Raw genomic sequence first — 26,516 nt, forward strand, 5'->3', positions numbered from 1 at the left:
GAGCCCCCGTTCCGCAACGGTGCGCCCTCACTCCAGGGGGCGCACCGCGCATGTCTCATCGGGCCAAAGTGCCTTCCCCCAAATGGCGTTCCTTTCCAAAGCCCGGCAGGACCAGGAAGGTGCCCGAGGCCGTGGCCGTGGTGAAGGCCATCAGGTCATCGCCCTCGTCGAGCCGCTGCTGGGTGGCGACGAACGTACGGAGTTCGCGTTGGAAGCTGATGAAGACCAGACCGGCGTCGTCCGGCCCGTTGCGGTAGCTGTAACTGCGGCGCAGCATCAGTCCGCTGCCGGAGGTGAGCGGGTTGGCGCGACGGGCGTGTGCCATGGGCGGTACCAGATAGCGGCCATCGGGGGTCTTGGCACCCAGGTCCACCTCGGCGTCGGGGCGGCCTCCGCTCAGCGGCGCCCCGTCGGAGCGCCGGCGGCCGATGATCTCCTCCTGGCGGTGCACGGGCTGCGCCAGGAAGCGGGCGGCGCCGATGCGCAGTCGGCGCACCACGGCGATCGTGCCGCCGGCCACCGGAGCCGGGCCGTCGAGCCACACCTCGCGCCGCATCTGCTCGGGCCCCTTGGGCACGATGATCCCGTCGGGGAAGCCGAGGAGATTGCGCCCGGCGTGCGGTCCGGCCGGGGGCCGGAACCCCTGCTGCGACCAGCGCACGCGCGCCCCCGCCTCGGTCAGCGCCGCGGTGCATACCGCCTCCGCGCAGCTGACCACCAGTGGGTCCGAGCCGCAGATCTGAAGCAGTACGTCGCCTTGGCGGGCCGCCTCGGGGATCTCCTCGCGGGCGAAGGCAGGCAGCCGCGCCGCGCCGGGCAGGTCGCGCCCTGCGCCGGAGACGAGGCGGGGCCCGATGCCGACCGTCACAGTCACATCGCCCGGGGCCAAACCGGCCATACGAGGATGGCTGCCCCTGGTCACCCGCTGCACGGACCGGCCCAGGTCTGCGATGACCTTGGCCACTTCGACGCCCTCGTGGGCCGGGGCGAGGTCGAGCACCACGAGACCGAGGTGTTCCTGTGGCGTGCCAGGTCTGTCAACCCCCGCTTGCGTGGACCCTGTTGAACTCACCGGCGACGGATGGTGGGAAGCGCCGCCACCGGGCTTCTGTTCAGGGCGCGGGTCCTCGGCCTGGCAGGCCGCCAGAGAGGACGCCGCAGCCAGCGCACCTCCCAGGAGCAGCCCCCTGCGGGGTACACCACGTAACTGATTCATTACTCCATCTTGTCAGTATTGAGGAGTAATTATCAGCAATTCTCCCCATGCTGCTATTCGAGTAACCGTTGAAGGGAAATCGTGTTCCGAGGCCGCGTCACCCTGTTCATCTGCCTGATCAGCATCCTTCTCGCGGCAGCGGGTTGTACACCGTCCGACGAGGAGTACGGCGATGCCAAGGCCCGTCCGCCACAGACCATCCGGGTGCCGCGGGACGCCCGTACGATCAGCGCGGCCGTCGGACGTGCCCGGCCCGATGACCTGGTCCTGGTCTCTCCGGGCATCTACCACGAGACCGTGCGGATCCCCGCCGACCGCATCGTGCTGCGCGGCACCGACCGCAACCGCGTGATCATCGACGGGCAGGGCCGGCGGCGCAACGGCATCGTCGTGACCGGCTCCGGCGTCGCGGTGGAGAACCTCACCGTCCGCGACCACTTGCTCAACGGCGTGCTGGTGACCGGCATGGCCCGGGACGGGCAGGGCCTGGCCCGCGGCAGCAACGGTTACGAGCGCCTGGACCCCGAGAAGTTCCCTCCGCTGCAAGGCTTCCGGGTCAGCTATGTGACCTCCGCCCGCAACGGCCTCTACGGCATCTACGCCTTCAACGCGCAGAACGGGCGGCTGGATCACAACCACACCTCCGGCGGTGCCGATTCAGGCTTGTACGTCGGCCAGTGCAGGCCGTGCAACGTCGTGGTGAGCCACAACGTCGCCGAGTACAACGCCGTCGGCTACGAGGGCACCAACGCCAGCGAGAAGATGTGGGTACTGCGCAACCGCTTCACCCACAACCGCGTGGGAATGACCGTCAACTCCGACTATCTGGAAGCGTTCGTGCCCCAGCACGGCGCCGTCGTGGCGGGTAATCTCGTCGCCGACAACGCCGAGCCGAAGACGCCCCAGCAGGCCGACGGCGGCTTCGGCATCGGCATGGGCCTCGCGGGCGGCCAGCGCAACACCGTGCGCCACAACCGGATCGAGGGGAATCCGCGCGCCGGTCTCGTCCTCATGTCCGCCGAGGACGTCCCGCCGACCGGCAACGCGATCACCACGAACGCCTTCCACCGCAACGGAGTTGACGCGGTGCACGCGGCCAGTGGTCGCGCCCCTGGCAGGGGCAACTGCCTTACGGACAATGCCCTGTCCACCACGGCCCCCAAGGACCTCGCCTCCCAGCCGCACTGCTCCGCCGACGCCGACGGCCCGGTGATGGCGTCCGCGGCACCGCCCACCCGGCCGGCCGCACCCGCCGGTATCCCCTTCCGTATGGTGCCCGAGCCACCGAACCAGCCTCAGATGCCCGGCGGCGCCACCGCCCCGGTACGCCCTGCCACCGGCCTGCCCGGCCCCGTCGACGCGGACCGCGTCCCGCTGCCGGGCCGCGATCTGCTCGCCGCCCACAGCCGGAGCGGTTCGTGATGCGACGCCGTGACCTGCTCGCCACGGGCGCGGCCGGACTCGCCCTCGTCCTGACCGCATGCGACGGAGGCGACGGCCGGGGCGAACGGGCGGAAAGGGCCCCTCGTCCGCTCACCGCATCCGAGGCCGAGCTGCTGTCCACCGTACGATTCCTCAACTACCAGCGCGTACGCGGCCGGATCCGCGCTGCCGTCCCCGCCGCCGGACGCACGGTGCAACTCACCGGCCGCGTCGACTGGAACACACACACCGGCTACGCCCGCGTCCTCGTCCCCGGGCAGCGCCAGAACGTCCTCGTGCGCTGGGACGTCCGCACCGCCTGGCTCCACCCCACTGCCAACGTCCAACCGCCCGCCAAGCCACCGCGCTCCGACTGGCAGCACCGCCCCCTCGACCCCCACGCCAGCCCCATCGACGCCGTGCTGCTGCTGGCGCTCTCCCTGGGCACGGACCGCCCTGAGAACGCCCAGCTGCTGCGCCAGGGAGGGGCGATCCGGCTGCGCAGCGAGCGGCTGAACGGCATCCCCGTCACCGTCATCGCCGGCCCCAAGCCTCCCGACTCCGGCCACACCGCCCCGCCCGCACCGGGCACCGCCACCGGATCCGACGAACGCCGCACCCGCTACTGGATCGACGCCGACGGGCGCCTGCACCGCTTTGCCGCCCTGGTCACCGGCGGCAAGTGGGCCACCCTCGACTTCCCGCAGGGTGACGCCGAGCCGATCCCCACCATCCGCTGAGACAGTCCTTCCCACGAACAACAGCCCACCCGTACGGACCACAGACACACGACACAAGGAGAAGGGGCCCCCTTGCAGCCCGACCACCCGCAAGGGGCACGTCCGGGCCGCGACAATGATGCGCAATGTGGGTTCGAGGGCCGCGCAGGGTGGAGTCGCCTCGGAGGTGTGGCCCTCAGGCCAGGGACCGTTTCAAGTGCGGCGGCAGTACCCACACGATGGTCTGATAGGCGTCTCGGACGTCCTCCCGCGTCCAGGCCCGGCGCCGTGAGCCGATGACTCTGGTCGCAGAGATCCAATGGGCGCTGCTGCCCCCGTTGACCGTGATCACACCGTAGGTCGCGGTGGCAGGAATCCTTGAGCCTGCCTACAACGTCGCAGGTGACAGCTTTGACTACGCCCTGAACGTCAATATCCTGCACATGGCCGTCATCGATGCCATGGGTGGGCTGGACGCCGACGGTCTCGTCGAGGAGCACCGCGCCGGCGAAGAACGGGTCGGCGAGAATCGACTGCTCGACTTCGTCGACCACACGGGCCGCGAGGGAGAAAGCGTGCAGGAAATGGTGCGCGACCTCTCCCACGCTCTGCTGCGGGAACGCGGCGGGGTCACCACGGACGACGCGACTCTCTTCCTGGTCGAGTGGTGCGGGGGCACCGCCGACCGCCTCGCCACGGCAGAAGCGTGACCAGCCCACCGGAAGCCGATACGGCCGCCGCCGCGCGGGTGCTGTCTCAACCGCTGCCGGAGCCTCACCGGTGGCCCCCGGCACGCGGTGAGCTACCGCGGCCGGCCGCGACGCTGAGACTTGCATCTGCAAGGCCGGTCTCGGGCCGGGTGGACTTGCGGGCGATGCAGTCCGGTGAACCGACGCCAACGAAGAATCTTCTGCGCATCCGCCGGCCTCGTGCCCTCTCCATGCCCTTCGCAGCGGTCAGCAGCGGTCGAAAACGGGCCCATCAAGTCCACCCCCACACGCCCCGCTGGTCACGTTTTCCCTGGTCATCCGCGCCACAGCCCCTGAGAGCGTCGTTGATTCCCAAGCTCAGAGCGCGGGTTCGATTCCCGTCACCCGCTCCAGCACAAAGCCCCAGGCCACCGGCCCGGGGCTTCCTTATTGCCCAGACCGCTCAAAGGTCACCGTGCCCGTTCCGTGCCAGAAAGCTGTCACGCGTGTCCAGCGATCACGTTCACTCCCCCGTGCTCTGATCCGCACTGTCAATGCGTTCGGCCGTCCCCATCAGGCATGCTGGATCCATGAGCAGGTATGCAGCGGCGAAGCCGTACGTACTGCCGGAGTCACTCGACGAGCTGTGCGGGTCGACGGTCGGCAGTGTCACGCTGCCGCGCCACATCGACTGGGGACCGCGCTACGTCTACGACCTGACCGATGAAGCAGACTTCCGGCTAATGTACGAGCGAGTCATCCGCGAGGCCCAGACGCGCGACGACCTCAACGCATACCTCAACGCGATGCCCCTGCGGAGGATGTGGCGCGACCTGTTCCTCCCCCTCCCGGTCAAGACGGCGTGGGAAACCCGGTTCCCCGAACTCCGCGAACCAGGCGCCACGACAGCGGCCGCCTAGTGGACGAGCTACACCGTCGATTGATCCGCATCGGGCTGGACGCACTCGCCGAGGACTACGGATACGCCCTCGCGGGCGGATACGCCGTCCAGGCCCACCACATCGTCAACCGAGTCAGTGACGACGTGGACCTCTTCGCGCCCTTCGAGAGGGCGAGCCACGAAATGGAGCAGGCCGCGGAGCGGATCACCACAGCCTACGAAGCCGCCGGATACACCGTCGAACAGGTCCACCTGACCCCCACCTACACCAGGTTGAACGTCACCGACCCAGCAGCGGGCACGCAAAGCAAGGTGGAGCTCGTAGCCGAATTCCTGCACCACTCACCAGTCGACTCAGACCTGGGCCCAGTACTGCACCGCGACGACGTCGCCGCGGGCAAGACCAGTGCACTGTTCACCCGAGCTGAGGTCCGCGACGCTATCGACGTCGCAGGGCTGTTGCAGGCCGGCTACACCCGCGAACAGCTCATGGACCTCGCCGCACAGAACGACGCAGGCTTCGACCGACGCATGTTCGCTGACTCGCTAGCCCGTATCCAGCGGTACACCGACAAGCAGTTCGCCGCCTACGACCTCACCCCCAAGGAAGCCGCGGCGATTCGCGACACCTTCGCCGGCTGGCAACAGCAACTGCTCTGAACGGTGCTCCGCCACCACGATTGGCTTTCAGCCACCCCTTGTTGCGCGCCCGGGCCGTCACCAGCAGCACCGAGTCCAGGCCTACGCAGCCCAAGAGATCGTATAAGTACAGGCGCTTGGCAAGCGCGCCGCGCGAGCCGACGGCGCAGGCCGCCACTCCTGCGTCCGCCATACTCCTGCCCGACCACCGAGCCGCGCGACATCAGCAGGCACTCGCCTGAGGAGAAGAGCACCGTCGTGGCTGGGGGTCGGCTCCACAGTTTTAGGCACCTTCCCGGTCCGGGTCCCGCGTCAGGCAAGACCAGGGGCCCACTCGACCTAATTGCGGGCAGGTTCAAAGCCTGCCCGAGTTGCCAACCAGCGTACGACCCCCTGACCATGCCCGACCCCAGGCCGGGCAGGCTACTGCCCCACCCGCTCCTCCAACCTCTGTGCCCTCCGCGACATCGTTTCGGTTCCGAGACAAAGGGGCCTCATGTCGGTGACGCAGGAGGCAGCTGCGCTAGAACTGCTATATGAGAGCAAAAGCCATCAAGTGGGTCCGAGTTCAAGAATTCGGATGAAGTTAAGAATCTACTTGAGGGGAGATGGAATGTCTGACATAAAAAGCCCTATAAAATCGACGCACCAGCGCGTATCAGCAATCCACCACCCAAGGGGCAACAACCAGCGGTAGCCGCTCCCGCCGGGCAGGAAGGTCAGGTGATTGCCGTGCAGCAGCGAAGTACAGCAACGCCAGCCACTATCCTCCGAAGCCCATGCAGCCCGCACCAGATGCGCACCAGATAGAGCGGTAAACAGCGGTCAGTGACGGGTGCTGACGGCGGGCACACCAGCTCGCCGTCAGCACCCGTTTGCGCTGGTCAGCAGCATGATCAGTGCCAAGAGCCCCGTGATTCCCAAGCTCAGAGCGCGGGTTCGATTCCCGTCACCCGCTCCAATACAAAGCCCCAGGCCAGCGGCCCGGGGCTTGTTTGTTGCTTGAGACCGCTGGCGTCTCCGTCGGCTCTCGACGACGCACCAAGATCCAACACAACGCGATCACACTTGGTCCAAAGCGATCGAGACGGGTCGGGTGTTGTGTGGCGGACGAGGCGCGGGCGTAAGCTCAGCCCAGCGTCCGCAACAACGGCCAGGCTCACGATGATCACGCAGACCGCCGCCCAGGAGACGTTCCGATGACCGAGCAGCCCTCTGCCCCCGACGGGCCCCTGATCCCCATGCCGGCGCTCACCCCGGCGGCGCTCCGCGCAGCCGTCGCCCAGATCGCCCCCGCCCAGTTGCCTTCCTTCGTCGAGCACCTCGACCGCGCGGTCGAACAAGCCGCCACTCAGAGCACCATCGCTCCGCTGCGTACCTTCCTGCTGTGGTGGGGAGAATTCGTTGCAATCGAGCGCTACCCCGCGCGAGCGGCCCGCCTGCGTGAACTGGAAGCCGTAGCGGAAGGAGCAATGGACCGCGAGGCCCTGCGTTCAGCACTCGCCGAGATGCGACAGATCACAGACTTGGCGCAGCGCGAGATCTCCGCGTGAGCGATAACTGGACCTGGGACTACGACCCCGATGCCGAGCATGTCGTAGGCGGCCTGTCGCACGAAGTCGTGGCCGAGGTAGAGCGCTTGGCCGAGCAGCTGACGGTCCTGGGCCGCGACGCGGTCGACGTCGGGCGCGGAAACCCGCACGGCGGAGGTCTGCGGACACAGGACATTTTCGGAGGGCGGGGCTTCTTCATGTTCATGGCCCTGGAGCGGCTCGAACTTGTTGTGATCACCCGCGTCACATGGCTCGGCTAATCAGCGGCACAGCGCCAACCCGCGTGCGATCTGGCCGCTGGGCTGCCGCAGGGTGGGCCAGGACACCGCCTGATCGACCACGTAGCGTCCCCCGCACCATAAGCGCACCAGATAGAGCGGTAAACAGCGACCAACGACGGCTGCTGCGGCAGGCGCAGTAGCTTGCCGCCAGCACTCGTTTCCGCTGTTCAGCGGCATGATCAGTACCGACCGCCACGTGATTCCCAAGCTCAGAGCGCGGGTTCGATTCCCGTCACCCGCTCCATGGCGAAGGCCCCGGTCAGCGACCTGCGCCTTGTTCGTTGCCTGCTGTTGTCTGGACTGCGCTAAGCGTCTCGTGCCAGAAGCCCTCGCCTCTCCAACCGAGTGGACACACCGGCCCAGCACGGGTCGGCAACTCCGCATGGGAGAGAGCGAACTGGCCTTCGAGGTCTTCCGGAGTGCGGTGGGACTTCAGAGGGGTACATCGTCAGGCAGGACGCGAAACGCCTTGTGATGGCCGAGGGGACGTACGGCACGGAAGTCTCGGCGGTCCAGGGTGAGGATCGCGTCGGTGTCGTAGTCGGCTGCCAGGGCGACGTTCACTACGTCGGTGAGATCAAGGTCGAGCGCCAGGTAGCGGGATCGGACGGTCTGAGCGATACCGAGGTGCACTTCGGTGATCTCGGGGACGGATACCCGGCCGCGGCGCATCCAGCCCCGGATGTCGTCGATCGCGCTCACCGCGGCCTCGCGGCCCAGTTCGCGGGTGGCTACGTGGTCAAGTTCAGCGAGCAGCAAAGGCGACATGACGAGCAGACCGGCAGCCATGATCGCCTCTTGAGCCGCTTCGTGCTCCGGGTGAGTGGAATCGAGCGCTGCCAGCAGGCCGGAGGTGTCAGCGATGACGACGATCACGCAGCAGTTCCTGAACCGGTTTCGCGCTGGGCAGCATCAGCAACGACATCACGCACCTCATCCTTGGTAAGAGTGCGCCCAGGGCCGGCGAAAGTGCGGGAGAACAACGGCTCATCCCACACACGATTGGCCATCGCGGCAAGATGGATGCCCTGCCGGATGATCTCGGCCTCACTAATGCCGCGACGCTTGGCCGCCTCCTTGATGATGGCGAGGTCTTCCGGGTCGGCGTAGACGTTGGTACGCTTCATAGACATGTACCTAGAGTAACACATGTACCACATTGATGTATGCCAGTGCTTCGCTCCCCCTCGACGTAAGACGCGAGCTTCCCGTGTCAGCCGTGCCCGATGTGTGCCCGATGGAGCGGCGAACCACGGTCAATCAGGGTGTAGGGCCAGCTCGGACACGACTCGGCACATCACCCGTTCTACGAGGTGAAAGTCGGTTCCGCGCCCGCGAGGCCCGGTGATTCCCAAGCTCAGAGCGCGGGTTCGATTCCCGTTTCACCCGCTCCAGACAGAAGCCTCAGGCCAGCGGCCCGGGGGTTCTTTGTTGTCTAGAGCTCTCAGGGGTCGCCGTGCCCTCGCGATCCCTAACTCGCCGGGGTGACGGTGCGGCCGCACGGTCCGCTCCGGCGGCAGTGGAGCTGTCCGCTTCCACAGCTCATCGATAACAAGGTCGGCAGTCCCGATGCATGACCTTGTCAGAGAACCCGGCTGGGCTGGGTGGGTTGGCGCGGCACCGTGTCGTTGCCGGCGACGTCGATCAGGTCGAGGACGAGCTTGTCGAGCTCTCCGGCTCGCCAGGCGAGTACCACGCGGCTGGGGCGGTGGCCGGTGACGGGCACGAAGCTGACGCCCGGTGTCGCGTGACGGTGAGCCGCGGCCGCCGGGAGCAGGCCGACGGCGGACTGCCACGCGACGGCGTGAAGGCACTCGCCGATCGTGGTCACCACGGGCGTGTCCGGATCGTCGGAGCCGGCGGCGAGCCAGAAGTCACGCCACTGCGGGTCGGCCCCCGGCGGCAGCCGGAACGTCGTGCGTCCGCGCAGGTCGGAGACGTCGATCCGGGCCGCCCCGGCCAGTGGGTCGCTGGAGGGCATGACGGCCACCAGGGGTTCCTCATAGAGGACCCGGATGGCAAAGCCCGTCGTGTCGAAGGGCAGGCGGGTGAGGGCCACATCGACCTGCCCCGTGCGCAACCCCGCGCTCGGATCGGTCAGACCGCACTCCCGCAGCCGGACGGCTGCCCGCGGATGCCGTCGGCGGAAGGTCTCCTGCGTCCCGGCGTCGAGGACCGCTCCCGCGCCGGCGACCGCGCCGACGACGATCGTGCGGTGTCCGGTGCTCTGTCGCACCTTCTCCTTCGCCCGCTCGGCGTGTTCCAGTAGTTCCTTCGCCTCGTCGAGCAGGACCCGGCCGCTGTCCGTGAGCAGCACACCTCGCGGTGACCGTTCCAGCAGTCGACAGTCGAGTTCCTCCTCCAGTTCTCGGATGCGCCGGCTCAGCGGCGGCTGCGACATGTGCAGGCGGGCGGCGGCGCGGCCGAAGTGCAGTTCCTCGGCTACAGCGACGAAGTACCCAAGCTGCCTTAAGTCCATGACCGGCCACGATACCGAGACGCTCGGGGCGATACGGAATCGGTCCTGGACCCGGTGGTCTCGGACGCGGTGACATCGGTGCGGTACAGAACCGAGGAGGATGCATGCACGGCAAGCTGCTACCGGTCGACGGCGCGCGGGTGACGACGCTGATCGACAATTCCAGCGACGCCCTGCTGCCGGACGGACGTCTCGTGAGGCGGTGGGGCCTGGCCGGGGCCGGAGCCGGTGCGCCCCTGCCCATAGCACCGGCCGGCCTGACCACCGCGGGCACCACGATCGACGTCCTCCGGGCCGAGCACGGCTTCTCGGCGATGGTGGAGATCAGCACAGGCGGTCGCAACCGGCGGATACTCTTCGACGCCGGAGCGACCACCGACGGTCTGATCGGCAACCTCGACCGCCTCGGCGTGCACCCGGACACGTTCGAGGCCATCGTCCTCAGCCATGGTCACTTCGACCACGTGACCGGTCTGCACGGACTGGTGCGCAGACTTGGGCGACCCGCCATGCCGGTACTGCTGCACCCCGACGCGTGGCGGCGGCGCCGGATCGCCGGCCCTGGCGGCGTGCTGGACCTTCCGACGCCCAGCCGCGGCGCCATCGAGCAGGCCGGTTTCACGGTGATCGAGGACCGGCGCCCGTCCTTGCTGCTCGACGACTTCCTCCTGATCACCGGAGAAGTCGAACGCAGTACTGACTTCGAGACGGGCATGCCCGGCCACCAGGCTTGCCTCGAAGGGGAATGGGGCCCGGACGAGCTCATCGAGGACGACCAGGCCCTCGTACTCAACATACGGGGCAAGGGGCTGGTGATCCTGACCGGATGCGGACACGCGGGGATCGTCAACCTCGTCCGGCACGCCCAGAAAGTGACAGGAATCCAGCAGTTGTACGGGGTGCTGGGCGGCCTGCACCTGCGGTCCGGGCCGGCCGTCGACCGGACGATCGACGAGTTGGCCGCCAAGGCGCCCAAAGTGGTGGTGCCCGCGCACTGCACCAGCTGGGCGGCACAGCAGGCACTGGCGACCCGGCTGCCCGACGCCTTCCTGCCGAACTCGGTCGGCAGCACCTTCCTGCTAGGCGGAGAGATATGACCTTGCCTCGGCGTCCTTCGGGCCTCGCTCGTCCAGGAGCACCCATCCTTGCCGCGAACGTGCCCGCCTCCGCAGGACAGCTTCCGCAACTCCACGATGGGTGGAGACCGCCGTCGAGAACCTTGGTGTCCTGCGAGATCAGGTCTTGAGATTCCGCAGCGCCGAAAGGCTCGCGGTGGCTACTTACGGGGTGACTCAAAATGGTGGCGGCCGTGGAGTCGCCTCGCGGGCCGGAGCCGTGCTGCTGGCCGGGACGGCCCGTAAGTCCGGCCTGGCCCAGCGCGATATCAGCGGCGTCGGCGCGGTGGCGCACGCAGCGTGCGGTGCGGGATCCGGGGAAAGGTCCTGCTGGATGTGGCTCTCGCGGTCGCGTTGGGCGAGGACTGCCTCGCGAATGTCGGGATACTGCGGGCCGTGTCGGCCATATTCGGGCCGGTGGCTTCAACGAATTGGCTTGTTAATTCCGATCACGCTCGGGTGCGTGGCGGCGATCGGAATGGCGGGTACGGCTTCGGCGCTTCGGCTTCGGCTTCGGCTTCGGCTTCGGCTTCGGCTTCGGCGGATGCTTCGCGGTATATCGCGTCGTACCCCACACATGAGCAGTGCGTAAGGGCAGCGCATATGCTCACCGGCGGCGGCACCGGCGAGAGCTGGAGCTGCCGGTCGAACAACGGCGGTCCGTACAAACTGTACGTTTGGTGACGTGGGCGGTTCGCTGCCGGACCAGCGAGTGACCTGCAAACGCGGATGAACCAAGGCGCGTGAAGTGCCTTGACCCGCTTTCAACGCTCATAGTGGAGCCCGCCCGAAAAGGCCTTGAGTTCTAGTGGTCGTCGCAACACCCCAGTTCAGGGGATGCGATGGGCTTCAAGATCCGAGAGAACCGAGGGCCCCGGGGGAGCCGCCGTCTGACTCGTGCGCGGGAGGCATACTCCCAGCTCATGAAGCAGGGCTACAGCAACACGGAAGCCTGCCGGGTCCTAGGTATCAACCGGCGGACCGGCAAGAGATGGCGCAACAGCTGGCACATGCCGAACAGCGGGAAGCCGAAGCCTCTGATCCACATGGCGGCTTCGGCTTCGTCCGGCATGTGGCTCACGAGACGACTACCAGGCCCTCTACGTCCAAGGCCGCGGGGACACGCTCCCGCAGGACCGCCACACCCGCTACGTCCTCGAGGCCCTGCCCATCCTGGGATGTGCCAGGCCGCCGCGCGGAGCGATGGCGGTGCCGTTTCAGGCGGTGCCGGCCCAACAGCGGTCAACTACGGTTTGTGGGTTACCCAGAGCAGTTCCGCCGGCCAGCGGTGTGCCCAGTCGGGTGGGTCGGTTTCGTTGTAGCCGTTGGGTGTTCCGAGTTCGGGCCGCGGCTCGATGAGGTCGTCGATGATGAGACCCGCGCCGCGCAGGACCTTGACCCAGTCGCCGTAGGTGAGCTGATAGCTGGTCGCGCCGTCGTCTTCGGCGATGGTGTTCAGCCCGAAGTAGTCCTGCTGCAGCGTCGTGGTCACACGGCTGGCGGCTTCGTCGTAGCAAGCTTCGAACCATGGGCTGGCGACGTTGAACACCAGGCGCCCGCCTCGGCCCAAGACGCGTGCGGCCTGCGGGACGGCCAGGTGCGGGGGCGCCCAGCTGAGCCCACCGAAGTCGCAGAACACCAGGTCGAAGCTGTCGGCGGCGAAGGGGAGTTGTTCGGCGGCGCCTTGCACCAGCGGGTAGCGGGCCGCTCCCATCGCGCGCGCCGCTGCGGCGAGTTGGGCTTCGGAGAGGTCGAGCCCGACCACGGTGGCGCCCTCGGCGGCGAGCGCCCTGGACCACTGGCCGGCGCCGCAGCCGAGTTCGAGGACACGCTTGCCGGTGACGTCGCCCAGGGCGTGCAGGTGCGCGTCGGGGATGGAGTACATGCCCCACAGCCGGGGTGCGGCGCCGATTTGCGGGTCGTGCTCGTGCTGGTAGGCGCTGCTGATCTGGTTCCAGAGCCGCCGGTTGGCGGGGATGCTGTCCACGTGCCGACTCCAGCACTGCCTTCCGGGGGCGGTCAACATGATCAGGGCACTGGCCGGCCCTCGCCTCGGTCCGGCCCCGGCTCGGCCCATGAACCGCCGGACGAGCCCTGGAGCAGCCGGTCCATGTGGCTCATGGGCTCCCGCCGGGGTTCGTCGTTCAGCCACTGCCGCAGCGCGGCTGCCTTTCCTGGGCGTCCCAGCAGGACGTACGCTCGCTCCCACACCACCGGATCTGCCAGGGGCAGTTCCCTCCACGCCCCGGTGACCCGGGTAGGCAACGGCACGACCTCGTCTGTGGACCGCAGGGCGAACCCCACCAGCAGGTCGATCGAATGGTCCCCGCCGTCGATGACGAACCGTCGCCGTGTCGCGTACAGCCGATCGCCGCCGGTCCGGTCCGAAAACCGGAACCCGCCTTCGGCCAGTGCCTCGCGCACCGCGTCCTCCGGGGAGTCGACGGTTAGGTCCCAGTCATGAGCGACCTCGGCGAGCCCAAGCGCGACGAGAAGGCCGGACCCACCGAGTGCGGGCTCCATACCGCGCGCCCGTAGATGCCGGACAACGCGCTTCACAATGTCGACGGGTGGAGTCCGCATGATGGCAGCCTAGCTAGTGGCGCGGGTGTTGACGGCAGTCATTGCCGGGAACAGAGGGGCACTCTGCCGAACAGCGCAAGCATTCGTGTGCCGCCCCAGGAGGCACGTCCACGGACGCCGAAACAGAGCTTGTAGGACCGCTTGCTGTCGTCAAGGCCGCGGCAGTCAGCAGCCCACGGAGTGAACTGGAGCCGCCGAGCGCATCTCCATGCGCACGAGCAGGACGAACACGTACCGCAGCGCGCCCAGCGGACCTGCCGATCCTTATGTTCACGTTCACCGTGGCGCAAGGGTGCGGCCCTGCCCCAGGGGCGGGGTCAAGGGGGCCAAGTCGTCGCCCTGACCAAGATCCGGACACTCGCCGAAGCCGGTGTCCCACTGGCCCGCGTTCGCTAGCTGAGATCAGCGAACGAGGAAGAGTTCCGCCGGGCATGGCACTCCATGGCATCGATGACGAACTGGACGCTCGGATCCGTGGACCGCAGGCCACCCAGGCGCGCCTGCGCGAGCCGGCCCCGCGCTGCGGCAGCTCTTCCTCGACTACGACCGCGCGTACGACCTCGACCCCGACGACCCCTGGATCGACGACCTCGCCCGACGGGTCGTCGAGGCGACCTTGCACCGCTACGGACCTGGCGAACTGCCCGAGGTGGATCCGGCCTCCGAGATTCCCGCGCTCATCCGGGGCACGGTCAACGCCGCCTCTCCGGCTCGTCCAGACGGCTGTGCAGGGCCGTGATGGGCATGCCGCTGTGGGGCCCCAGGTTGGTCCTGCTTACCCTGATTCGGCCGATTCTTTTCGACGATGCGTTCGGAAACACGATCTGATCAGGAGTCCACAATGGCCACCTCCACCGACGTGGGGCCCCGCCCGGAGGAGGCCCGTAAGGGGGGTCGGCTGCGGAGCTGGCTGCTGGAGGGCCTGACCGACATGGCCAAGCGCCAGCCGGGGCCGCATGCCCAGCCCTCAAGCTGGCTCTCGGCCTGTCGGGGTTCGAGACCGGCGTGGCGGTCATGCCACATGTCCAGGGCGACCGCGGTGACACGGAGGAGCGGCCCACCGTGCGGATCCGGGACACCCGGAAGCTGCTGACCACCGCCGCGGTGATCATGAGTGGCTTCCTGATCTGCACGAGCTTCATCACCACCCTCCTGATCCCCCAGGACGAGTTCAAGGCCGGCGGCCAGGCCAACGGGCGTGCCCTGGCCTATCTGGCCCACCATTACCTGGGCTCGGTCTTCGGCAGCGTCTACGATGCCGCGACCATCGGCATCCTGTGGTTCGCGGGGGCCTCGGCCATGGCCGGGCTGCTCAACCTCATGCCGCGCTATCTGCCCCGTTACGGCATGGCACCGCACTGGGCCCGCGCGGTCCGCCCCATGGTGCTCGTCTTCACCCTGATCGGGTTCCTGGTGACCTGGATCTTCGACGCCGACGTGGACGCCCAGGGCGGCGCGTACGCACCGGGGTGCTGGTCCTCATGACGTCCGCCGCCGTGGCCGTCACCATCGCCGCCCGCCGTGCGCGGCAGCGGGGCTGGACCGTCGCCTTCGGGGCCATCTCCGTGGTCTTCCTCTACACCACCGCGGTCAACGTCGTGGAACGCCCCGACGGCGTCAAGATCGGCGCGTGTTTCATCGCGGGCATCATCGCGGTGTCCCTGCTGTCCCGGCTCGCCCGCGCCTTCGAGCTGCGGGTCACCGACATGGAGCTGGACGCCATGGCCGAGCGCTTCGTCCGGGACACCGCCACCCGCCGGATACGGTTCGTCGCCAACGAGCCCGACAACCGCGACGCGGGCGAGTACCGCGACAAGACCCAGCAGATCCGGGCCGACAACGACATCCCGGCGGAAGAGGACCTCATCTTCGTCGAGGTCACCGTCCGCGACCCCTCCGACTTCGAGTCCGCGGTACGGGTACGGGGCGAGGTACTGCACGGCCGCTACCGCGTCCTGACCCTCGACGGCTCCAGCATCCCCAACTCGCTGGCCGCCCTGCTGCTGTGCGTACGGGACGAGACCGAGTGCAGGCCGCACATTTACTTCGAGTGGACCGAGGGCAGCCCCTTCGCCCAGTTCCTGCGGTTCTTCCTGTTCGGCCAGGGAGAGGTCGCGCCCGTCACCCGGGAAGTACTCCGCGAGGCCGAACCCGACCGGGCCCGTCGGCCGCACGTTCACGTCGGCTGAACGCCAGGGTCCTGTTAAAGCTGAACGCCTGGCGTCGAATCCATGAAGGAGCTGCGGGCCAGCGCACCGGGCACGTCCGTACCGATGCCCTGGTCGCCGTGTGGCAGGACGGCCGGATCGCCACTCGCCTGCACCTGCACCTGCACCTGCACCTGCGGGACGCGTACGGCTGCTCGGTGACGCTCGATCCCCGCGCCCTGGCCGCCGATCCGCTGCTGTGGCACGCGCTGGAACCGGCGCCCGGCGCTCCCTGTCGCAGGGCACCCTGCGACAGGGAGTGGACATCCTGCGGCAGTTGGGCGAGCACATCGACGGGGATGCGGCCCAGGAGATCTTCGGGGCCTCCGGCCCGAAGTAGCCCAGCCCAGGAGACCTCAGAGAGACCTCCCCGCCGGCAATTCACAACGATGGCGTCAAGCGCCCGCGGAAAGGGACGTGGGCCTGCGCAGCAGCCACTGCCCGAACGTCCGACGCCGGGGCCGCACCACCACGCGGCCATGGACCTTCTGACCGACCAGTTCCACCCGCAAAGTGACCGGCGTATCTGGATCCGTCAGAGTCTGACGGTACTTGACCTTGCAGTGCACCAGCTGCAGACCATCGGTATCGACCACGATGCCCGGCCTCGTGACCAGTGTCAGGGTCTTCCCCGTCATGCCCACGTCGATCCGCAAGGTGTCGTGCGTGATCACGGCGTCAGTGAAGTCGAGCGTCACCTCGCAGAACGTCACCGCGAGCTCCAGTCTCCGCGGTACCACCCAGCGCCCCACGCGCTCGATCGCACCGCTGTGGACCTGTTCGATCCGAACTATGTCCTTGACCTCTGCTCCCGGCACGCCGGCCGTGGCCGATACGGGCGGCAGGTCAGCGGTGAGCGTGGTCAGTTCGCTCAGAGTCCGCGCCGACAGGGCAGCTTCCAGGCGCTCGTCCAACTCGTCCGCGGTCAACAGGCCGTCCCCCGCCGCGATACGCAGCACATCCACCACCCGGTCCCGGTCCGCATGAGAGGCTCGCATCTCAGGCGACGAGCCGGGACCGGAGCGCTTCCCGGTGGGCGAGATCTCTCCCGACATGCTTCCGTCCTGCTCCTGTCGAACGCTTCCGCGCAACGTAGGCAGCGGCGCGAGTGGAAGACTAACGCTATATCGCGACATGGAGCCCGGCTAGACCCCATCGCCGAGAGGCGATGGTCAGGGTTTCGACGGACGGAATGCGGCGGATGACCGCGTTGGTGTCTCGACGCAGCGCGTGGGTGACGGTAGCGCCGTGCCGGTTCCGCAGGGGCCGTTGCCCGTCTCAGCCGCCCTTGCAGAGATCCGGCAGCACCAACGTGCCCGCCTCCCTCCAGTAGCGCGAGCGCATACCGCGACAGGGCGCGACGGTGTGAGCCCCGTCGGCAGATACCCCACGGGAGGAGAGCGCCGCGATGACGGAGGGCGGACCGGTGAGGCGGGGTTCACAAGGTGTGTATCGCGGCTCGCAGCGCCGCGGCTACTCGGCGGGTGTCCGTTTCGGTGGTCCGCCAGTTGCTGAAGGCGGCGCGCAGGGCGGGCACGCCGTCGAGGACGGTGGGGGTGAGGAAGACCTCGTCGGCGAGTTGCCCGGTGAGGGCGGTGAGGCGTTCGGCGGTGGGGTTGTCGGCGAGGGTGAAGCAGACGACGTTCAGCCGGACCGGTGCCAGCAGCCGCAGGCCGGGCATGCTGTCGATGGCCGTGCCCAGGGCGCGTGCGCAGCCGATGCACCGCTCGATGATCTCGCGATGGCCGTCCCGCCCGTAGGCCCGCAGGGTGAACCAGGCGGTGAGGGCACGCAGGCGGTGGGAATTCTCCGGGGTGAGGTGGGCCAGGTCGGGGGTGTCGCCGAGCGGGCCCAGGTAGGCCGCCGCGTTCTGGAAGACCGCCGTTTGCAGGTCGGGCCGCCGAGTGAACTGCACGGCGCTGTCGTAGGGGACGTTCAGCCACTTGTGCAGGTCGACGCAGATCGAGTCGGCCAGGTCGAGGCCGCCGACCAGGTGCGCGTGTTCGAGTGACAGCCCGGCGAAGGCACCGAAGGCGGCGTCCACGTGCAGCCAGAACGCGTAGTGTTCGCGCAATGCGGCGATGGCGCGCAGGTCGTCGAAGTCGGCGGTGTTGACCGTGCCGGCGTTGGCGACCACGATGCACGGACCGTCGGGTTCGGCCTCGCGAAGCGCCTGTTCCAGCGCCGGCACATCGACGGCTTCCCGTCCGGGCAGGGTCGGCACGGGGAGGAGGGCCCGGCGTCCCAGACCGAGCATCGACAGCGCTTTGGGCACGCTCGAATGCGCTGATCCCGACAGCACCCGTACCGCGCCGAGTACGCCCGCCCCGTGCTCCGCGGGTGAGACGCCCAGCTGCTCTCCGAGCCATTCGCGGGCCACGGCGAGGCCGACGGTGTTGGACATGGTGGCGCCGCTGACGAAGGTTCCGTGGTGCTGGTCGGACAGGCCGAACAGACTCCGCAGCCAGCCGATCGTCTCGCGCTCCAGGCTCTGTCCCGCCCCGTCCAGTGCCGAGAAGGCGTTCAGATCCCAGGTCGTGGTCATCCAGTCGCCCGCCAGCGCGGCCGGCGTCGTCCCGCCGGTCACGAATCCGAGATAGCGCGGCCCGGCGCTCGCCGACAGCGCCGGCTCCCAGCAGGCGATGAACTCCTCCAGCGCCGCCCGCGCTCCCACCCCCTGCTCGGACAAGGGATTCGGCTCCGGCACCGGCGCCGCGGGGACGACGTCCCGCCCGGCGACCTGCCCGAGCACGTCGGCGGCGTGCTGCCGGACGGTCTCCAGCAGGTGCGGCAGACCGTCGCGGTCGGCGGCGAGTCGTGGGTGCATGCCATGTCTCCGTTCGTATCGGGTGGCCACGACCGTAGGCAGCACACCGGTCCGGCGCCTGGTCCAATCATGGAAAACTGGACCAGTGCGGATGAGGGACGACTACCTGGTGCAGGCGCTGGGGCCCTGGCGGGACACCAAGGCGCCACTCAGCACGGCGCTGGCCCGTGCGCTACGGGAAGCGCTGCTCGACGGCCGGATACGCGCCGGGAGCGAGCTGCCCGCCGAGCGCCGTCTCGCCGCCGCTCTCGGAGTGAGCCGTGGCACGGTGACAGCCGCCCTGGAACGGCTGCGCGACACCGGATGGGTCCGTACCCGGCACGGCAGCGCCAGCACGGTACAACTCCCCCCGGCCACCGCGGAACGGATCGCTCCGCTCTCGGCGACCGGGGAGGCCGGCTCCCTGGTCGACCTGCGCCGGGCCGTTCCCGCCGCGCCGCAGGAGCTCTATCTGGAGGCGACCCGGCGAGCCACCGATCGAGCGGGGCCCTTGCTGGCCGACCACGGCGAACCCGGTCCGGGCATCCCGGACCTGCGTGCGGCGATCGCCGCACGGTACAGCGCCGAAGGCACCGCGACACGGCCCGAGCAGATCCTCGTCACCAGTGGGGCCCGGGCCGCGCTGACCCTGCTCGCGGCCCACTTCAGGCCTCGTACGGCGGTGGTGGAGACACCCACGTACTTCGACGCGCTTCAGGTGCTGCGTCATGCCGGAGCGAGGCTGGTGGGCTGCCGCGTCACCTCCGACGGCTGGGACCTGGACCAACTGCGGGACGCCTTCGCCGCCGCGCGCGGCCATCTCGCCTACCTGGTACCCGACTTCCACAACCCGACGGGAGCGCTGATGCCCCCGCACACCCGCCGCACCGTGACCCAGCTCGCCGCCCAGCACCAGGTCACCCTCGTCGTGGACGAGACCATGCGCGACCTCGACCTGCGCGACCAGCCGGAACCCATGCCCCGTATCCCCGGCGCACTGCTGATCGGCTCGACCAGCAAGTCCATCTGGGGCGGGCTGCGCATCGGCTGGATCCGGGCCCGTGCCTCGCTCGTCCGGGAACTGCAGGACCACCCGCTGGCCGGACCACTGACCGCGCCGCCGGTGCAGCAACTCGTCGCCGTCGAACTGCTACGGGATCTGGAACCGCTGCTCGGACAACGCCGGCACGAGCTACGGCAACAGCGCGACCACCTCGCCGGCGTCCTCGCCGACGACGGCCGTTGGCACTTTGCCCTCCCACCCGGCGGACTCGCCCTGTGGCTGCGGCTGACGACCACCCTCGCCGATACCGTCGTCGAACGGGCCGACAGGAACGGGGTCGCCCTCGCGGCGGGCCCACGCTTCGCGGTCGACGCCACCCTCACCCGCTATCTGCGCGTGCCCTTCACCCCACCGCGCCCGGTACTCGAGCAGATCGCCCACGTCCTCGACGACGCCTGCTGAGATGACACCGCTCAAAGAGGGTACGTTCCAACCGCTGTCCAGCGGCCTCCAGCATCGCATTCCAGCAGCTCATAGGCCTGCCGCCCAGAAGCGCCGTTGATTCCCGGGCTCAGCGCGCGGGTTCGATTCCCGTCACCCGCTCCACAGCGAAGGCCCAGGTCAGCGACCTGGGCCTGGTTTGTTGCCAAAATCGCTCAAAGGTCACCGCGCCCGCCGCGTGCCAGTCGTGGCCGGGGCGGTCGACACCACGGCCTTTGGCAGCCGCTTGGAGCGATAGCCTCTAAGATCACGGCCCCAACGTCGTGCTTTACCGGGCAGTCCTAGCTCGGGCAGGTCGCGGCCTCGATGTGGGCGAGTTGGGCGGCGAGGATCTCTTCGAACGCGGCGCGGCGGTCTGCTCCGAGGGGGCGGACGTCGCGGGCGAAGTGGGCCAGGGCCGGGAAGCGTTCGGGGTCGGCGCCGAGTACCGCGACGCGGAACAGCTCCATGCCCTGTTCGTGCTCGCCGGGGGTGACGGTGCTGATCCCTGCCTCGGAGGCGATCAACGCGGCGATGAGGACCGCGACCCGGTGGTAGCGCGCCGGGATCTCCTCATCGGGCAGTCCCGACGAGCGCAGAGCCTGCAGCACCTCTTCCATGACCATCCGGGAACCGGTGCCGGATGATGCGTAGCGTCCCCAGACCGCGGCGAGCTGGGGCTGCCGGCCGAATGCCTCTCTCATGCGCAGGGCCAGGGCCGTGATGCGCTGCTTCCAGTCGCCCTCGGGGTGGTAGCCGCCCATGGCGGCCAGGAGGATCCGGTCGGCGACCGCGCGCAACAGTTCGGTCTTGCTGCGGAAGTGCCGGTAGAGGCTGGAGGAATCGGTCCCGAGCGTCGCGGCGAGCTTGCGCACACTGAACGACTCGGCGTCGCTCGTGCGCAGCAACTCCGCCGCCGCATCCAGGATCTCCTCGGTCGACCAGCGCCTTCGGCCTGCCATCTCGCTCCTCTCGCCGGGTCTCAGCCTAACCTATGCACTTGGCGTTGCACGCACCGCGTGCATAATGAGGACATGGGCGTGCCGGGTGTCTCGTCAACAGGCGGGCCGGCGTGCCAAGTACGACAACGAGTTCGGCTACTCCTGCCAGGTCGTCCGCGTCGTCCGTGCCCTGTCGCTCCGGGGCAGGCGGCCGACGTGGACCTCACCCGGGGAATACGAAAGGACGCATGTCGTGAGGAAGCCGCTGGATCCCGCGGAGCTGAACGCCGCGATGGAAAACGTCCACCGCGCCGGGATGCCGGGCCTGTTCGCCGAGGTGCGTGACGGCGACCAGGTCTGGCGCGGCGCCGCCGGGGTCGCCGATGTCGCTACCGGTCGCCGCGTCACCGCCGACATGCGGCACCGCGTCGGCAGCATCACCAAGACCTTCACCGCCGCCGCGGTTCTGCGGCAGGTCGAGAGCGGTCAGATCGGCCTCGACACCCCGATCGGCCGGTACCTTCCGCGGCTGGTTCCCGGAGAGCGCGGCGGCGCGATCACGGTCCGGATGTTGATCAACCACACCAGCGGCCTCGCCGAGTACCTCCCCTACGCCTACCCCTCCCTCAAGGCATTCCCCGCCGTCGCGGACACCGGACCCCAGAGCTTGGACGACAACCGGCTCACGCGGTTTCACCCCACCGAGCTGATCGAGATGGGGGTCACCGCACCTGCCGTCGGCGCCCCGGGCGGCACTCCGGGGGTGTACTCCAACACCAACTACCTGCTCCTCGGCGAACTCCTGGAACAGGTGACCGGTACTACGGCGGAGCGCTGCATCACCCGGAACGTCATCGAGCGCGCCGGGCTCCGGGACACCGAACTCCCCGCCGGGCCATACGTCAACGGGGAGCACTCGCAGATCTACGAGGCGTGGTTCGGCATGATCGACCCGCCGCGCGACTACAGCGTCTACGACATGTCATGGGTGGGGCCGGCGGCCTCGCTGATATCGACCGTCACGGACCTCAACCGCTTCTTCGGCATGCTGCTCGCCGGCGAGATCGTCAGCCCGTCGTCGCTGACGCAGATGCAACGCACCGTCCCGGTCGTCTCCCAAGAGGGAAAGACGATCGACTACGGCCTCGGCCTGCACCCGATGAAGGCTCCCGGTCAGGGCACCTTCTGGGGCCATGGCGGCACGGTCTGGGGTGCTGGAGCGCTCGCCATGACCAGTGCCGACGGCAAGCGGCAGATGTCCGTCGCGGTGAACCTGCAGCGGTGGAACAGGCTCGACTCCTCGGGCAAACCGCAGCCTCATCCCATCGACGACGCGCTTACGGCTCTCCACCGCGTGGCGATGTACGGCTGACAGGGCCGCAGAGAGCCGCTTTCACCGAGCCTGCGAGTCGGGTCATCGCCTGGCTCCGGTTCCCTGCCCGGCAGGGCCCTGACGGTCGCACTGTTGTGGAGGCGGCCGCGACCGGCTTGCGCTGACGCGGACTCAACGTCTCAGACCTGGACCAATACGGGCCACGACCACCACACACCATGGAGGAAGACATCGTGGAACGCATCGGCATCATCGGAGTGGGAGAGATCGGCCGGGCCATAGTGATGGGCCTGCGTCACGGGGGCGACGAGCTGCCGGAGGTGTTCCTCTCGCCCCGGGGCGCCGACACAGCCGCGGAGCTCTCCGAGCGCTACGAGGGCGTACGGGTGTGCGCCGACAACCAGGCGGTGGTGGACCGCTCCGAGGTAGTGATCATCGCCGTACGACGCCAAGACCGGCACGATGCCCTGGCCGGTGTGCGGGTGGACGACGACAAGATCGTGGTCAACGTCATGGCCGGCGTCGGCAACGACGACCTGCGACAGACACTCGCCACCGGCGCCCCGCTGACCCGGGCCATCCCCCTGCCGGCCATCCGCGAACGCCGCTCCGTCACGGTGGTGTACCCCTCGCACCCGAGGGTGAACTCGTTCTTCGAGCGCCTGGGCGGGGCGCTCCCCGTCGCGGACGAGGCGGCCTTCAACGTCTTCTCCGCGCTGACAGGGACGCTGACCACCCACTACTGGTACCTCGCCACACTCACGTCGTGGGCCGCCGGCCACGGCATCGCCTCCGAGGACGCGGACCGCTACGTTCGCAGCCTCTTCCAGGGCGTCGGTCGCGCTCTGAGCGACAACTCCCGTTCCCTGCACCAACTCGCGGCCGACCACGAGACCCCGGGCGGCAACAACGAACGTATCCGCACCACCTGGTTCGACCCGGCCAGCTCCGAGGCCCTGACCAGTGCCCTTGACGCACTCCTCCGCGATCTCACATAGCCACGTGGCGCGCCGCGGGAAGCCGTGGGAAAACGTCGCGGACCGCTGGTAGCGGGATCGGACGGTCTGAGCGATGCCGAGGAACCGGTTCCGCGCTGGGCGGCGTCGGTGACGACTTGCCCGGAGTTCAAGTGGTCCGCGCTCAACCCTTGACTCGTGATTCACACGTAGGCAACATCCTCCCATCTTTCGTGAGAAAACTTATCACTCTACGAGAAACGCGAGGACGTCGATGCGTGTGGGGATCCTTGGGCTGGGCGAGGCCGGGGCGTTGTATGCCGTTGGTTTCGCAGAAAACGGCTGGTCCGTAGTGGGGTACGACCCCGGCGACGTGCCGACTCCGGCTGGTGTCATGCGGGCGGGCAGCGTGGCGGAGGCGGTTGGCGGGGCCGATCTTGTGCTGGGGCTGACGGGAGCCACAGCGGCCGCGTCGGTGGCGGTGGAGGCGGCGCCGCATCTGCGGGACGATGTGGTCTTCGCGGACATGAACGCCGGAGCGCCCGATCTCAAGCGGAAGATCGACGGCGTCGTCACCGAAGGTGGGCGGGCGATCTTCGCGGATGTGTCCGTGATCGGCTCGGTTCCCGAGTACCGCCACCGTACGGCTCTGGTGGCCAGCGGCCGCGGGGCCTCGGCCGTGGCGGAACACTTCCGGGCGCTGGGTGCTCCCGTGGAGGACCTGGGCGGGGAGCCGGGGGCGGCGTCGGCCCGCAAGCTGCTGCGCAGCCTCTTCATGAAGGGGCTGGGCGCCGTCATCGTGCAGACGGTGGAAGCGGGCCGTGCCGCCGGTGACGAGCAGTGGGTGCGTCAGCAGGTCGTACGGGAGCTCGCCGACGGTGAGGCCACATTGGAACGCCTGTACGCAGGAACGTTCAAGCACGGGGTGCGGCGGGCCGGCGAGGTGGCCGCCGCAGCCGATCTGATGGCGGATCTCGGCCTGGACGCGGCCTTGGCCCACGGCATCAGCAGGCTGCACACCCTTGCCGCCCGCCAGGATGGACTGCGCGCCACACCGCTGGTCACCGAGGCATTGCTGGCGGCGTACGAGGGGCTGCCGACCGCCAACATCGGCGATGCGCGCGACCGGCTGGGCCTGGTCGACTCCGGCATCAGTCCGCTGTGGACCGGTGCCCGCGCAGTGGGCCGCGCGCTGACGGTGTTGACGCGGGCCGGGGACAACCAGGCCATCCACGAAGCGCTGCGGATCGCCGGGCCCGGTGACCTGATCGTGGTCGACGGTCAGGGTGACACTTCCCGCGCCCTGATCGGCGAGCTGATCGCCGAGCGCGCCAAGGCTCGCGGGGTGGTCGGTATGGTGCTCGACGGCGCCGCCCGCGATGTGGAGGTCCTTGAGGAGATCGGCTTCCCGGTCTGGGCTCGCGCGGTCACCCCCGCCGGCCCCTACAAGGACGGCCCCGGCAGGGTGAACGTCGCCGTCGCCGTGGGCGGCGCGGTGTGCGGGCCGGGTGACCTGGTCGTCGCGGACGGCGACGGAGTCGCCGTCCTTCCCGCCGACGAGGCAGAGTCGACACTGGTCGCGGCGCGTGAGATCGAGGCCGACGAGGCGCACCGCCGCAGCAGCATCCGGGCTGGACGGGCCGGACAGGACGGACGGGCCGGACAGGACGGACGGCCGGAACAGGCCGGTCAGGCCGGTCAGGCCGGTCAGGCCGGTCAGGCCGGTCAGGCCGGTCAGGCCGGTCAGGCCGGTCAGGCCGGTCAGGCCGATCAGGCCGGTCAGGCCGGTCAGGCCGTGGGCGGAACGGCAGGAGAACCCGCAGGAGCACCGGCAGGAGAAGCAGCATGATCGCGATATGGGCCCTGGTCTCCTACATGACGGCCATCATCGTCTGGAACGCCGTACTGAAGAGGAACATCGGCGAAGCCCTCCTCGTCGGATTCGTGGTGACCGGCCTGTTCGCGGGCGGCGACATCGCTCATGTCATGTGGGACGGATTCGCCGAAGCGATGCAGGAGGAGGTCACTTTCGCCGCCCTGGCCTTCGTGTTCATGAGCTACTTGCTGAGCCGTACGCCGGTCCTGGATCAGTTGCTGAACATCCTCAACTCCCTGCTCGGTCGTCTGCGCGGCGGACCGGTGTACACCTCGACCGTCGCCGCGGGCATCTTCGGCGCCATCGCCCACGTCGGGGCGGCCGTCACCGCCGCGGTCGGCTCGGTGACCATCCCGTGGATGAAGCGCTCAAAGGTCAGCGGTGAGCTCGCCGCCACCGTCGCCGCCGGTGGCGCGGGGATGGGCGTCACCTTCCCGTTCAGCTCCACCATGTTCATCCTGATGGGCTCGGCCGGGGTGGCGGCGCTGGTCTCCAAGGACGAGATCGTGCTGCCGCTGTTCATGGGTGGGCTGTGGTGTCTGGGCTACCGCCTGCTGGCGGCGTTCTGGATGGTCCGCCGCCACAGGATCCAGCCCATGGACCGTGCCGATCTGCTGCCGCTCCGGGTCAGCCTGGGCGCGGGGTGGACCAGCCTGTTCCTGTTCGCCGGGATGATCGTTCCCTTGTTGCTGACCCGCGGACCGACCGGCGGTGAGCTGGGCCGTTACGTCGGTGTCACGATGTCGGACGCGATCAGCCTGATCACCTGGATACCGGTCCTGCTCATCGCGATCGTGCTGTTCCTGGGCCGCCGCCACCTTCCCCGCGCCGGCCGTGGGTGGTGGCAGCTGCTGGAGGGGGCCGTGCCGCAATTCGGCGTCATCGGCGTCACGATCGTGGCGGCGTTCTCCGCCTCGAACGTCCTCGGCGACCTGGGGCTGCCGCAACAGCTGACCGACGTACTGACGCAGCTGCACGCACCGAAGTGGGCCATGACCTTGATCGTGGGGGTGATCGTCGTCGCCGTCGCCATCCCGCTCACCGCCAGTGCCACCATGGCCGCCATCGGCCCGGTCGCCGTCTCGTCCCTGGCCGAGGCCGGAGTGCCGGCCGCCACCGCCTGCGTCGCCGTGCTGATCTTCGCCTCCACCGAGGGCGCGTCGCCGCCGTCCGGTGCCCCGATCTACGTGGCCAGCGGCATCGCCGGAGTCAACCCGGCCCGTACCTTCGCTCCCCTCGTCGGCTACTACTGCCTGCCGATCCTCCTGATCGGCGCCGCGGTGGCCACCGGCGTGCTGCCCGTCTGATCCGCCCTTC

23 protein-coding genes and 4 pseudogenes are annotated in these 26,516 nt (G+C 68.8%); 17 read left to right on the forward strand and 10 right to left on the reverse strand.

The window, feature by feature from the left end:
• Nucleotides 1–55 precede the first annotated feature (55 nt).
• On the reverse strand, nt 56–1,216 hold the full coding sequence (locus LIV37_RS24485) for a Dyp-type peroxidase (protein WP_121824560.1): 1,161 nt from the start codon (nt 1,214–1,216) through the stop codon (nt 56–58).
• A gap of 81 nt (nt 1,217–1,297) precedes the next feature.
• Between LIV37_RS24485 and LIV37_RS24490 the strand changes: the two genes are divergently transcribed.
• From LIV37_RS24490 to LIV37_RS24520, 7 genes and pseudogenes are all read left to right on the forward strand, one after another.
• Nucleotides 1,298–2,638 (forward strand): right-handed parallel beta-helix repeat-containing protein, encoded by a 1,341-nt coding sequence (locus LIV37_RS24490; RefSeq protein WP_020869780.1) that lies wholly within the window; start codon nt 1,298–1,300, stop codon nt 2,636–2,638.
• On the forward strand, nt 2,638–3,378 hold the full coding sequence (locus tag LIV37_RS24495; RefSeq protein WP_020869781.1) for a hypothetical protein: 741 nt from the start codon (nt 2,638–2,640) through the stop codon (nt 3,376–3,378). Before LIV37_RS24490 ends, LIV37_RS24495 begins: the two co-directional genes overlap by 1 nt.
• 239 nt (nt 3,379–3,617) lie before the next feature.
• Nucleotides 3,618–4,067 (forward strand): annotated as a pseudogene (locus LIV37_RS24500) (SpoIIE family protein phosphatase); the annotation flags it as partial.
• Between the two features lie 569 nt (nt 4,068–4,636).
• Nucleotides 4,637–4,966 carry a hypothetical protein gene (locus LIV37_RS24505; RefSeq protein ID WP_020869783.1) on the forward strand — a complete coding sequence of 110 codons (330 nt, stop codon included), beginning with the start codon at nt 4,637–4,639 and terminating at the stop codon, nt 4,964–4,966.
• Entirely contained in the window at nt 4,966–5,607 is a 642-nt protein-coding gene (locus LIV37_RS24510; protein WP_121824559.1) for a nucleotidyl transferase AbiEii/AbiGii toxin family protein, read from the forward strand. Before LIV37_RS24505 ends, LIV37_RS24510 begins: the two co-directional genes overlap by 1 nt.
• Nucleotides 5,608–6,785: 1,178 nt before the next feature.
• Nucleotides 6,786–7,139: a hypothetical protein gene (locus LIV37_RS24515; protein WP_020869785.1), complete on the forward strand. Its 354-nt coding sequence runs from the start codon at nt 6,786–6,788 to the stop codon at nt 7,137–7,139.
• The gene (locus LIV37_RS24520) at nt 7,136–7,399 is read left to right on the forward strand and encodes a hypothetical protein (RefSeq protein WP_020869786.1); all 264 of its coding nucleotides are present in this window, start codon (nt 7,136–7,138) and stop codon (nt 7,397–7,399) included. The genes LIV37_RS24515 and LIV37_RS24520 overlap by 4 nt, the downstream gene beginning before the upstream one ends.
• Nucleotides 7,400–7,852: 453 nt before the next feature.
• Here the strand turns inward: LIV37_RS24520 and LIV37_RS24525 are convergent, their stop codons facing one another.
• The 3 genes from LIV37_RS24525 to LIV37_RS24535 form a co-directional block, all read right to left on the reverse strand.
• Complete coding sequence (locus LIV37_RS24525) at nt 7,853–8,296, reverse strand: PIN domain-containing protein (RefSeq protein WP_020869787.1); 444 nt, start codon at nt 8,294–8,296, stop codon at nt 7,853–7,855.
• Nucleotides 8,293–8,553, reverse strand: coding sequence for a ribbon-helix-helix domain-containing protein (locus LIV37_RS24530; protein ID WP_121825299.1), 261 nt, complete (start codon nt 8,551–8,553; stop codon nt 8,293–8,295). Before LIV37_RS24530 ends, LIV37_RS24525 begins: the two co-directional genes overlap by 4 nt.
• 449 nt (nt 8,554–9,002) lie before the next feature.
• Nucleotides 9,003–9,899, reverse strand: a complete 897-nt coding sequence (locus LIV37_RS24535) for a LysR family transcriptional regulator (protein WP_121824558.1) — start codon at nt 9,897–9,899, stop codon at nt 9,003–9,005.
• Nucleotides 9,900–10,003: 104 nt separating this feature from the next.
• Between LIV37_RS24535 and LIV37_RS24540 the strand changes: the two genes are divergently transcribed.
• The 3 genes and pseudogenes from LIV37_RS24540 to LIV37_RS53050 form a co-directional block, all read left to right on the forward strand.
• Entirely contained in the window at nt 10,004–10,996 is a 993-nt protein-coding gene (locus LIV37_RS24540) for an MBL fold metallo-hydrolase (RefSeq protein ID WP_020869790.1), read from the forward strand.
• A 175-nt stretch (nt 10,997–11,171) separates the two neighbouring features.
• Nucleotides 11,172–11,440: pseudogene (locus LIV37_RS24545) on the forward strand (IS1380 family transposase); the annotation flags it as partial.
• A 416-nt stretch (nt 11,441–11,856) separates the two neighbouring features.
• Nucleotides 11,857–12,045, forward strand: a pseudogene (locus LIV37_RS53050) (helix-turn-helix domain-containing protein); the annotation flags it as partial.
• Nucleotides 12,046–12,260: 215 nt separating this feature from the next.
• Here the strand turns inward: LIV37_RS53050 and LIV37_RS24555 are convergent.
• Both LIV37_RS24555 and LIV37_RS24560 read right to left on the reverse strand, forming a co-directional pair.
• Nucleotides 12,261–13,001: a class I SAM-dependent methyltransferase gene (locus LIV37_RS24555; RefSeq protein WP_020869792.1), complete on the reverse strand. Its 741-nt coding sequence runs from the start codon at nt 12,999–13,001 to the stop codon at nt 12,261–12,263.
• 41 nt (nt 13,002–13,042) lie between these two features.
• Nucleotides 13,043–13,597 carry a hypothetical protein gene (locus LIV37_RS24560; protein ID WP_148717804.1) on the reverse strand — a complete coding sequence of 185 codons (555 nt, stop codon included), beginning with the start codon at nt 13,595–13,597 and terminating at the stop codon, nt 13,043–13,045.
• A 969-nt stretch (nt 13,598–14,566) separates the two neighbouring features.
• On the opposite strand from LIV37_RS24560, the pseudogene LIV37_RS24565 reads away from it, so the two are divergent.
• Nucleotides 14,567–15,786 (forward strand): annotated as a pseudogene (locus LIV37_RS24565) (APC family permease); the annotation flags it as partial.
• A 14-nt stretch (nt 15,787–15,800) separates the two neighbouring features.
• Here the strand turns inward: LIV37_RS24565 and LIV37_RS24570 are convergent.
• Complete coding sequence (locus LIV37_RS24570) at nt 15,801–16,010, reverse strand: hypothetical protein (protein ID WP_020869794.1); 210 nt, start codon at nt 16,008–16,010, stop codon at nt 15,801–15,803.
• Here LIV37_RS24570 and LIV37_RS24575 point away from each other — a divergent pair.
• Nucleotides 16,004–16,144 carry a hypothetical protein gene (locus LIV37_RS24575; protein ID WP_020869795.1) on the forward strand — a complete coding sequence of 47 codons (141 nt, stop codon included), beginning with the start codon at nt 16,004–16,006 and terminating at the stop codon, nt 16,142–16,144. The two genes, LIV37_RS24570 and LIV37_RS24575, sit on opposite strands and share 7 nt — an antisense overlap.
• A 55-nt stretch (nt 16,145–16,199) precedes the next feature.
• On the opposite strand, the gene LIV37_RS24580 is transcribed toward LIV37_RS24575, so the two are convergent.
• Together LIV37_RS24580 and LIV37_RS24585 are read right to left on the reverse strand one after the other, a co-directional pair.
• A complete protein-coding gene (locus LIV37_RS24580) occupies nt 16,200–16,859 on the reverse strand; it encodes a DUF1707 SHOCT-like domain-containing protein (protein ID WP_020869796.1) in 660 nt (219 codons plus the stop codon).
• 383 nt (nt 16,860–17,242) lie between these two features.
• Nucleotides 17,243–18,631 carry a pyridoxal phosphate-dependent decarboxylase family protein gene (locus tag LIV37_RS24585; protein WP_020869797.1) on the reverse strand — a complete coding sequence of 463 codons (1,389 nt, stop codon included), beginning with the start codon at nt 18,629–18,631 and terminating at the stop codon, nt 17,243–17,245.
• Between the two features lie 91 nt (nt 18,632–18,722).
• Between LIV37_RS24585 and LIV37_RS24590 the strand changes: the two genes are divergently transcribed.
• A complete protein-coding gene (locus LIV37_RS24590; RefSeq protein ID WP_020869798.1) occupies nt 18,723–20,075 on the forward strand; it encodes an aminotransferase-like domain-containing protein in 1,353 nt (450 codons plus the stop codon).
• A gap of 320 nt (nt 20,076–20,395) precedes the next feature.
• Here the strand turns inward: LIV37_RS24590 and LIV37_RS24595 are convergent, their stop codons facing one another.
• Entirely contained in the window at nt 20,396–21,055 is a 660-nt protein-coding gene (locus LIV37_RS24595) for a TetR/AcrR family transcriptional regulator (protein ID WP_020869799.1), read from the reverse strand.
• Between the two features lie 232 nt (nt 21,056–21,287).
• Here LIV37_RS24595 and LIV37_RS24600 point away from each other — a divergent pair, with 232 nt between their 5' ends.
• The 4 genes from LIV37_RS24600 (at nt 21,288) to LIV37_RS24615 (ending at nt 26,506) form a co-directional block, all read left to right on the forward strand.
• Nucleotides 21,288–22,406: a serine hydrolase domain-containing protein gene (locus tag LIV37_RS24600; RefSeq protein WP_020869800.1), complete on the forward strand. Its 1,119-nt coding sequence runs from the start codon at nt 21,288–21,290 to the stop codon at nt 22,404–22,406.
• A 194-nt stretch (nt 22,407–22,600) separates the two neighbouring features.
• The gene (locus LIV37_RS24605; RefSeq protein ID WP_243146171.1) at nt 22,601–23,365 is read left to right on the forward strand and encodes an NAD(P)-binding domain-containing protein; all 765 of its coding nucleotides are present in this window, start codon (nt 22,601–22,603) and stop codon (nt 23,363–23,365) included.
• Nucleotides 23,366–23,597: 232 nt separating this feature from the next.
• On the forward strand, nt 23,598–25,172 hold the full coding sequence (locus tag LIV37_RS24610; protein ID WP_121824556.1) for an RraA family protein: 1,575 nt from the start codon (nt 23,598–23,600) through the stop codon (nt 25,170–25,172).
• A complete protein-coding gene (locus LIV37_RS24615) occupies nt 25,169–26,506 on the forward strand; it encodes a TRAP transporter large permease subunit (RefSeq protein ID WP_020869803.1) in 1,338 nt (445 codons plus the stop codon). Before LIV37_RS24610 ends, LIV37_RS24615 begins: the two co-directional genes overlap by 4 nt.
• Nucleotides 26,507–26,516: the final 10 nt, after the last annotated feature.

It is taken from the genome of Streptomyces rapamycinicus NRRL 5491 (assembly GCF_024298965.1).
GTDB classification, from domain to species: domain Bacteria; phylum Actinomycetota; class Actinomycetes; order Streptomycetales; family Streptomycetaceae; genus Streptomyces; species Streptomyces rapamycinicus.

Excerpts from the sequence above, each read along its gene's own strand:
- LIV37_RS24530 (WP_121825299.1), bottom strand. The coding sequence starts at position 8,553 with ATGTCTATGAAGCGTACCAACGTCTACGCCGACCCGGAAGACCTCGCC.
- LIV37_RS24590 (WP_020869798.1), top strand. The coding sequence starts at position 18,723 with ATGAGGGACGACTACCTGGTGCAGGCGCTGGGGCCCTGGCGGGACACC.
- LIV37_RS24540 (WP_020869790.1), top strand. The coding sequence starts at position 10,004 with ATGCACGGCAAGCTGCTACCGGTCGACGGCGCGCGGGTGACGACGCTG.
- LIV37_RS24610 (WP_121824556.1), top strand. The coding sequence starts at position 23,598 with ATGCGTGTGGGGATCCTTGGGCTGGGCGAGGCCGGGGCGTTGTATGCC.
- LIV37_RS24495 (WP_020869781.1), top strand. The coding sequence starts at position 2,638 with ATGCGACGCCGTGACCTGCTCGCCACGGGCGCGGCCGGACTCGCCCTC.
- LIV37_RS24585 (WP_020869797.1), bottom strand. The coding sequence starts at position 18,631 with ATGCACCCACGACTCGCCGCCGACCGCGACGGTCTGCCGCACCTGCTG.
- LIV37_RS24595 (WP_020869799.1), bottom strand. The coding sequence starts at position 21,055 with ATGGCAGGCCGAAGGCGCTGGTCGACCGAGGAGATCCTGGATGCGGCG.
- LIV37_RS24505 (WP_020869783.1), top strand. The coding sequence starts at position 4,637 with ATGAGCAGGTATGCAGCGGCGAAGCCGTACGTACTGCCGGAGTCACTC.
- LIV37_RS24615 (WP_020869803.1), top strand. The coding sequence starts at position 25,169 with ATGATCGCGATATGGGCCCTGGTCTCCTACATGACGGCCATCATCGTC.
- LIV37_RS24535 (WP_121824558.1), bottom strand. The coding sequence starts at position 9,899 with ATGGACTTAAGGCAGCTTGGGTACTTCGTCGCTGTAGCCGAGGAACTG.
- LIV37_RS24580 (WP_020869796.1), bottom strand. The coding sequence starts at position 16,859 with ATGTCGGGAGAGATCTCGCCCACCGGGAAGCGCTCCGGTCCCGGCTCG.
- LIV37_RS24485 (WP_121824560.1), bottom strand. The coding sequence starts at position 1,216 with ATGAATCAGTTACGTGGTGTACCCCGCAGGGGGCTGCTCCTGGGAGGT.
- LIV37_RS24515 (WP_020869785.1), top strand. The coding sequence starts at position 6,786 with ATGACCGAGCAGCCCTCTGCCCCCGACGGGCCCCTGATCCCCATGCCG.
- LIV37_RS24560 (WP_148717804.1), bottom strand. The coding sequence starts at position 13,597 with ATGCGGACTCCACCCGTCGACATTGTGAAGCGCGTTGTCCGGCATCTA.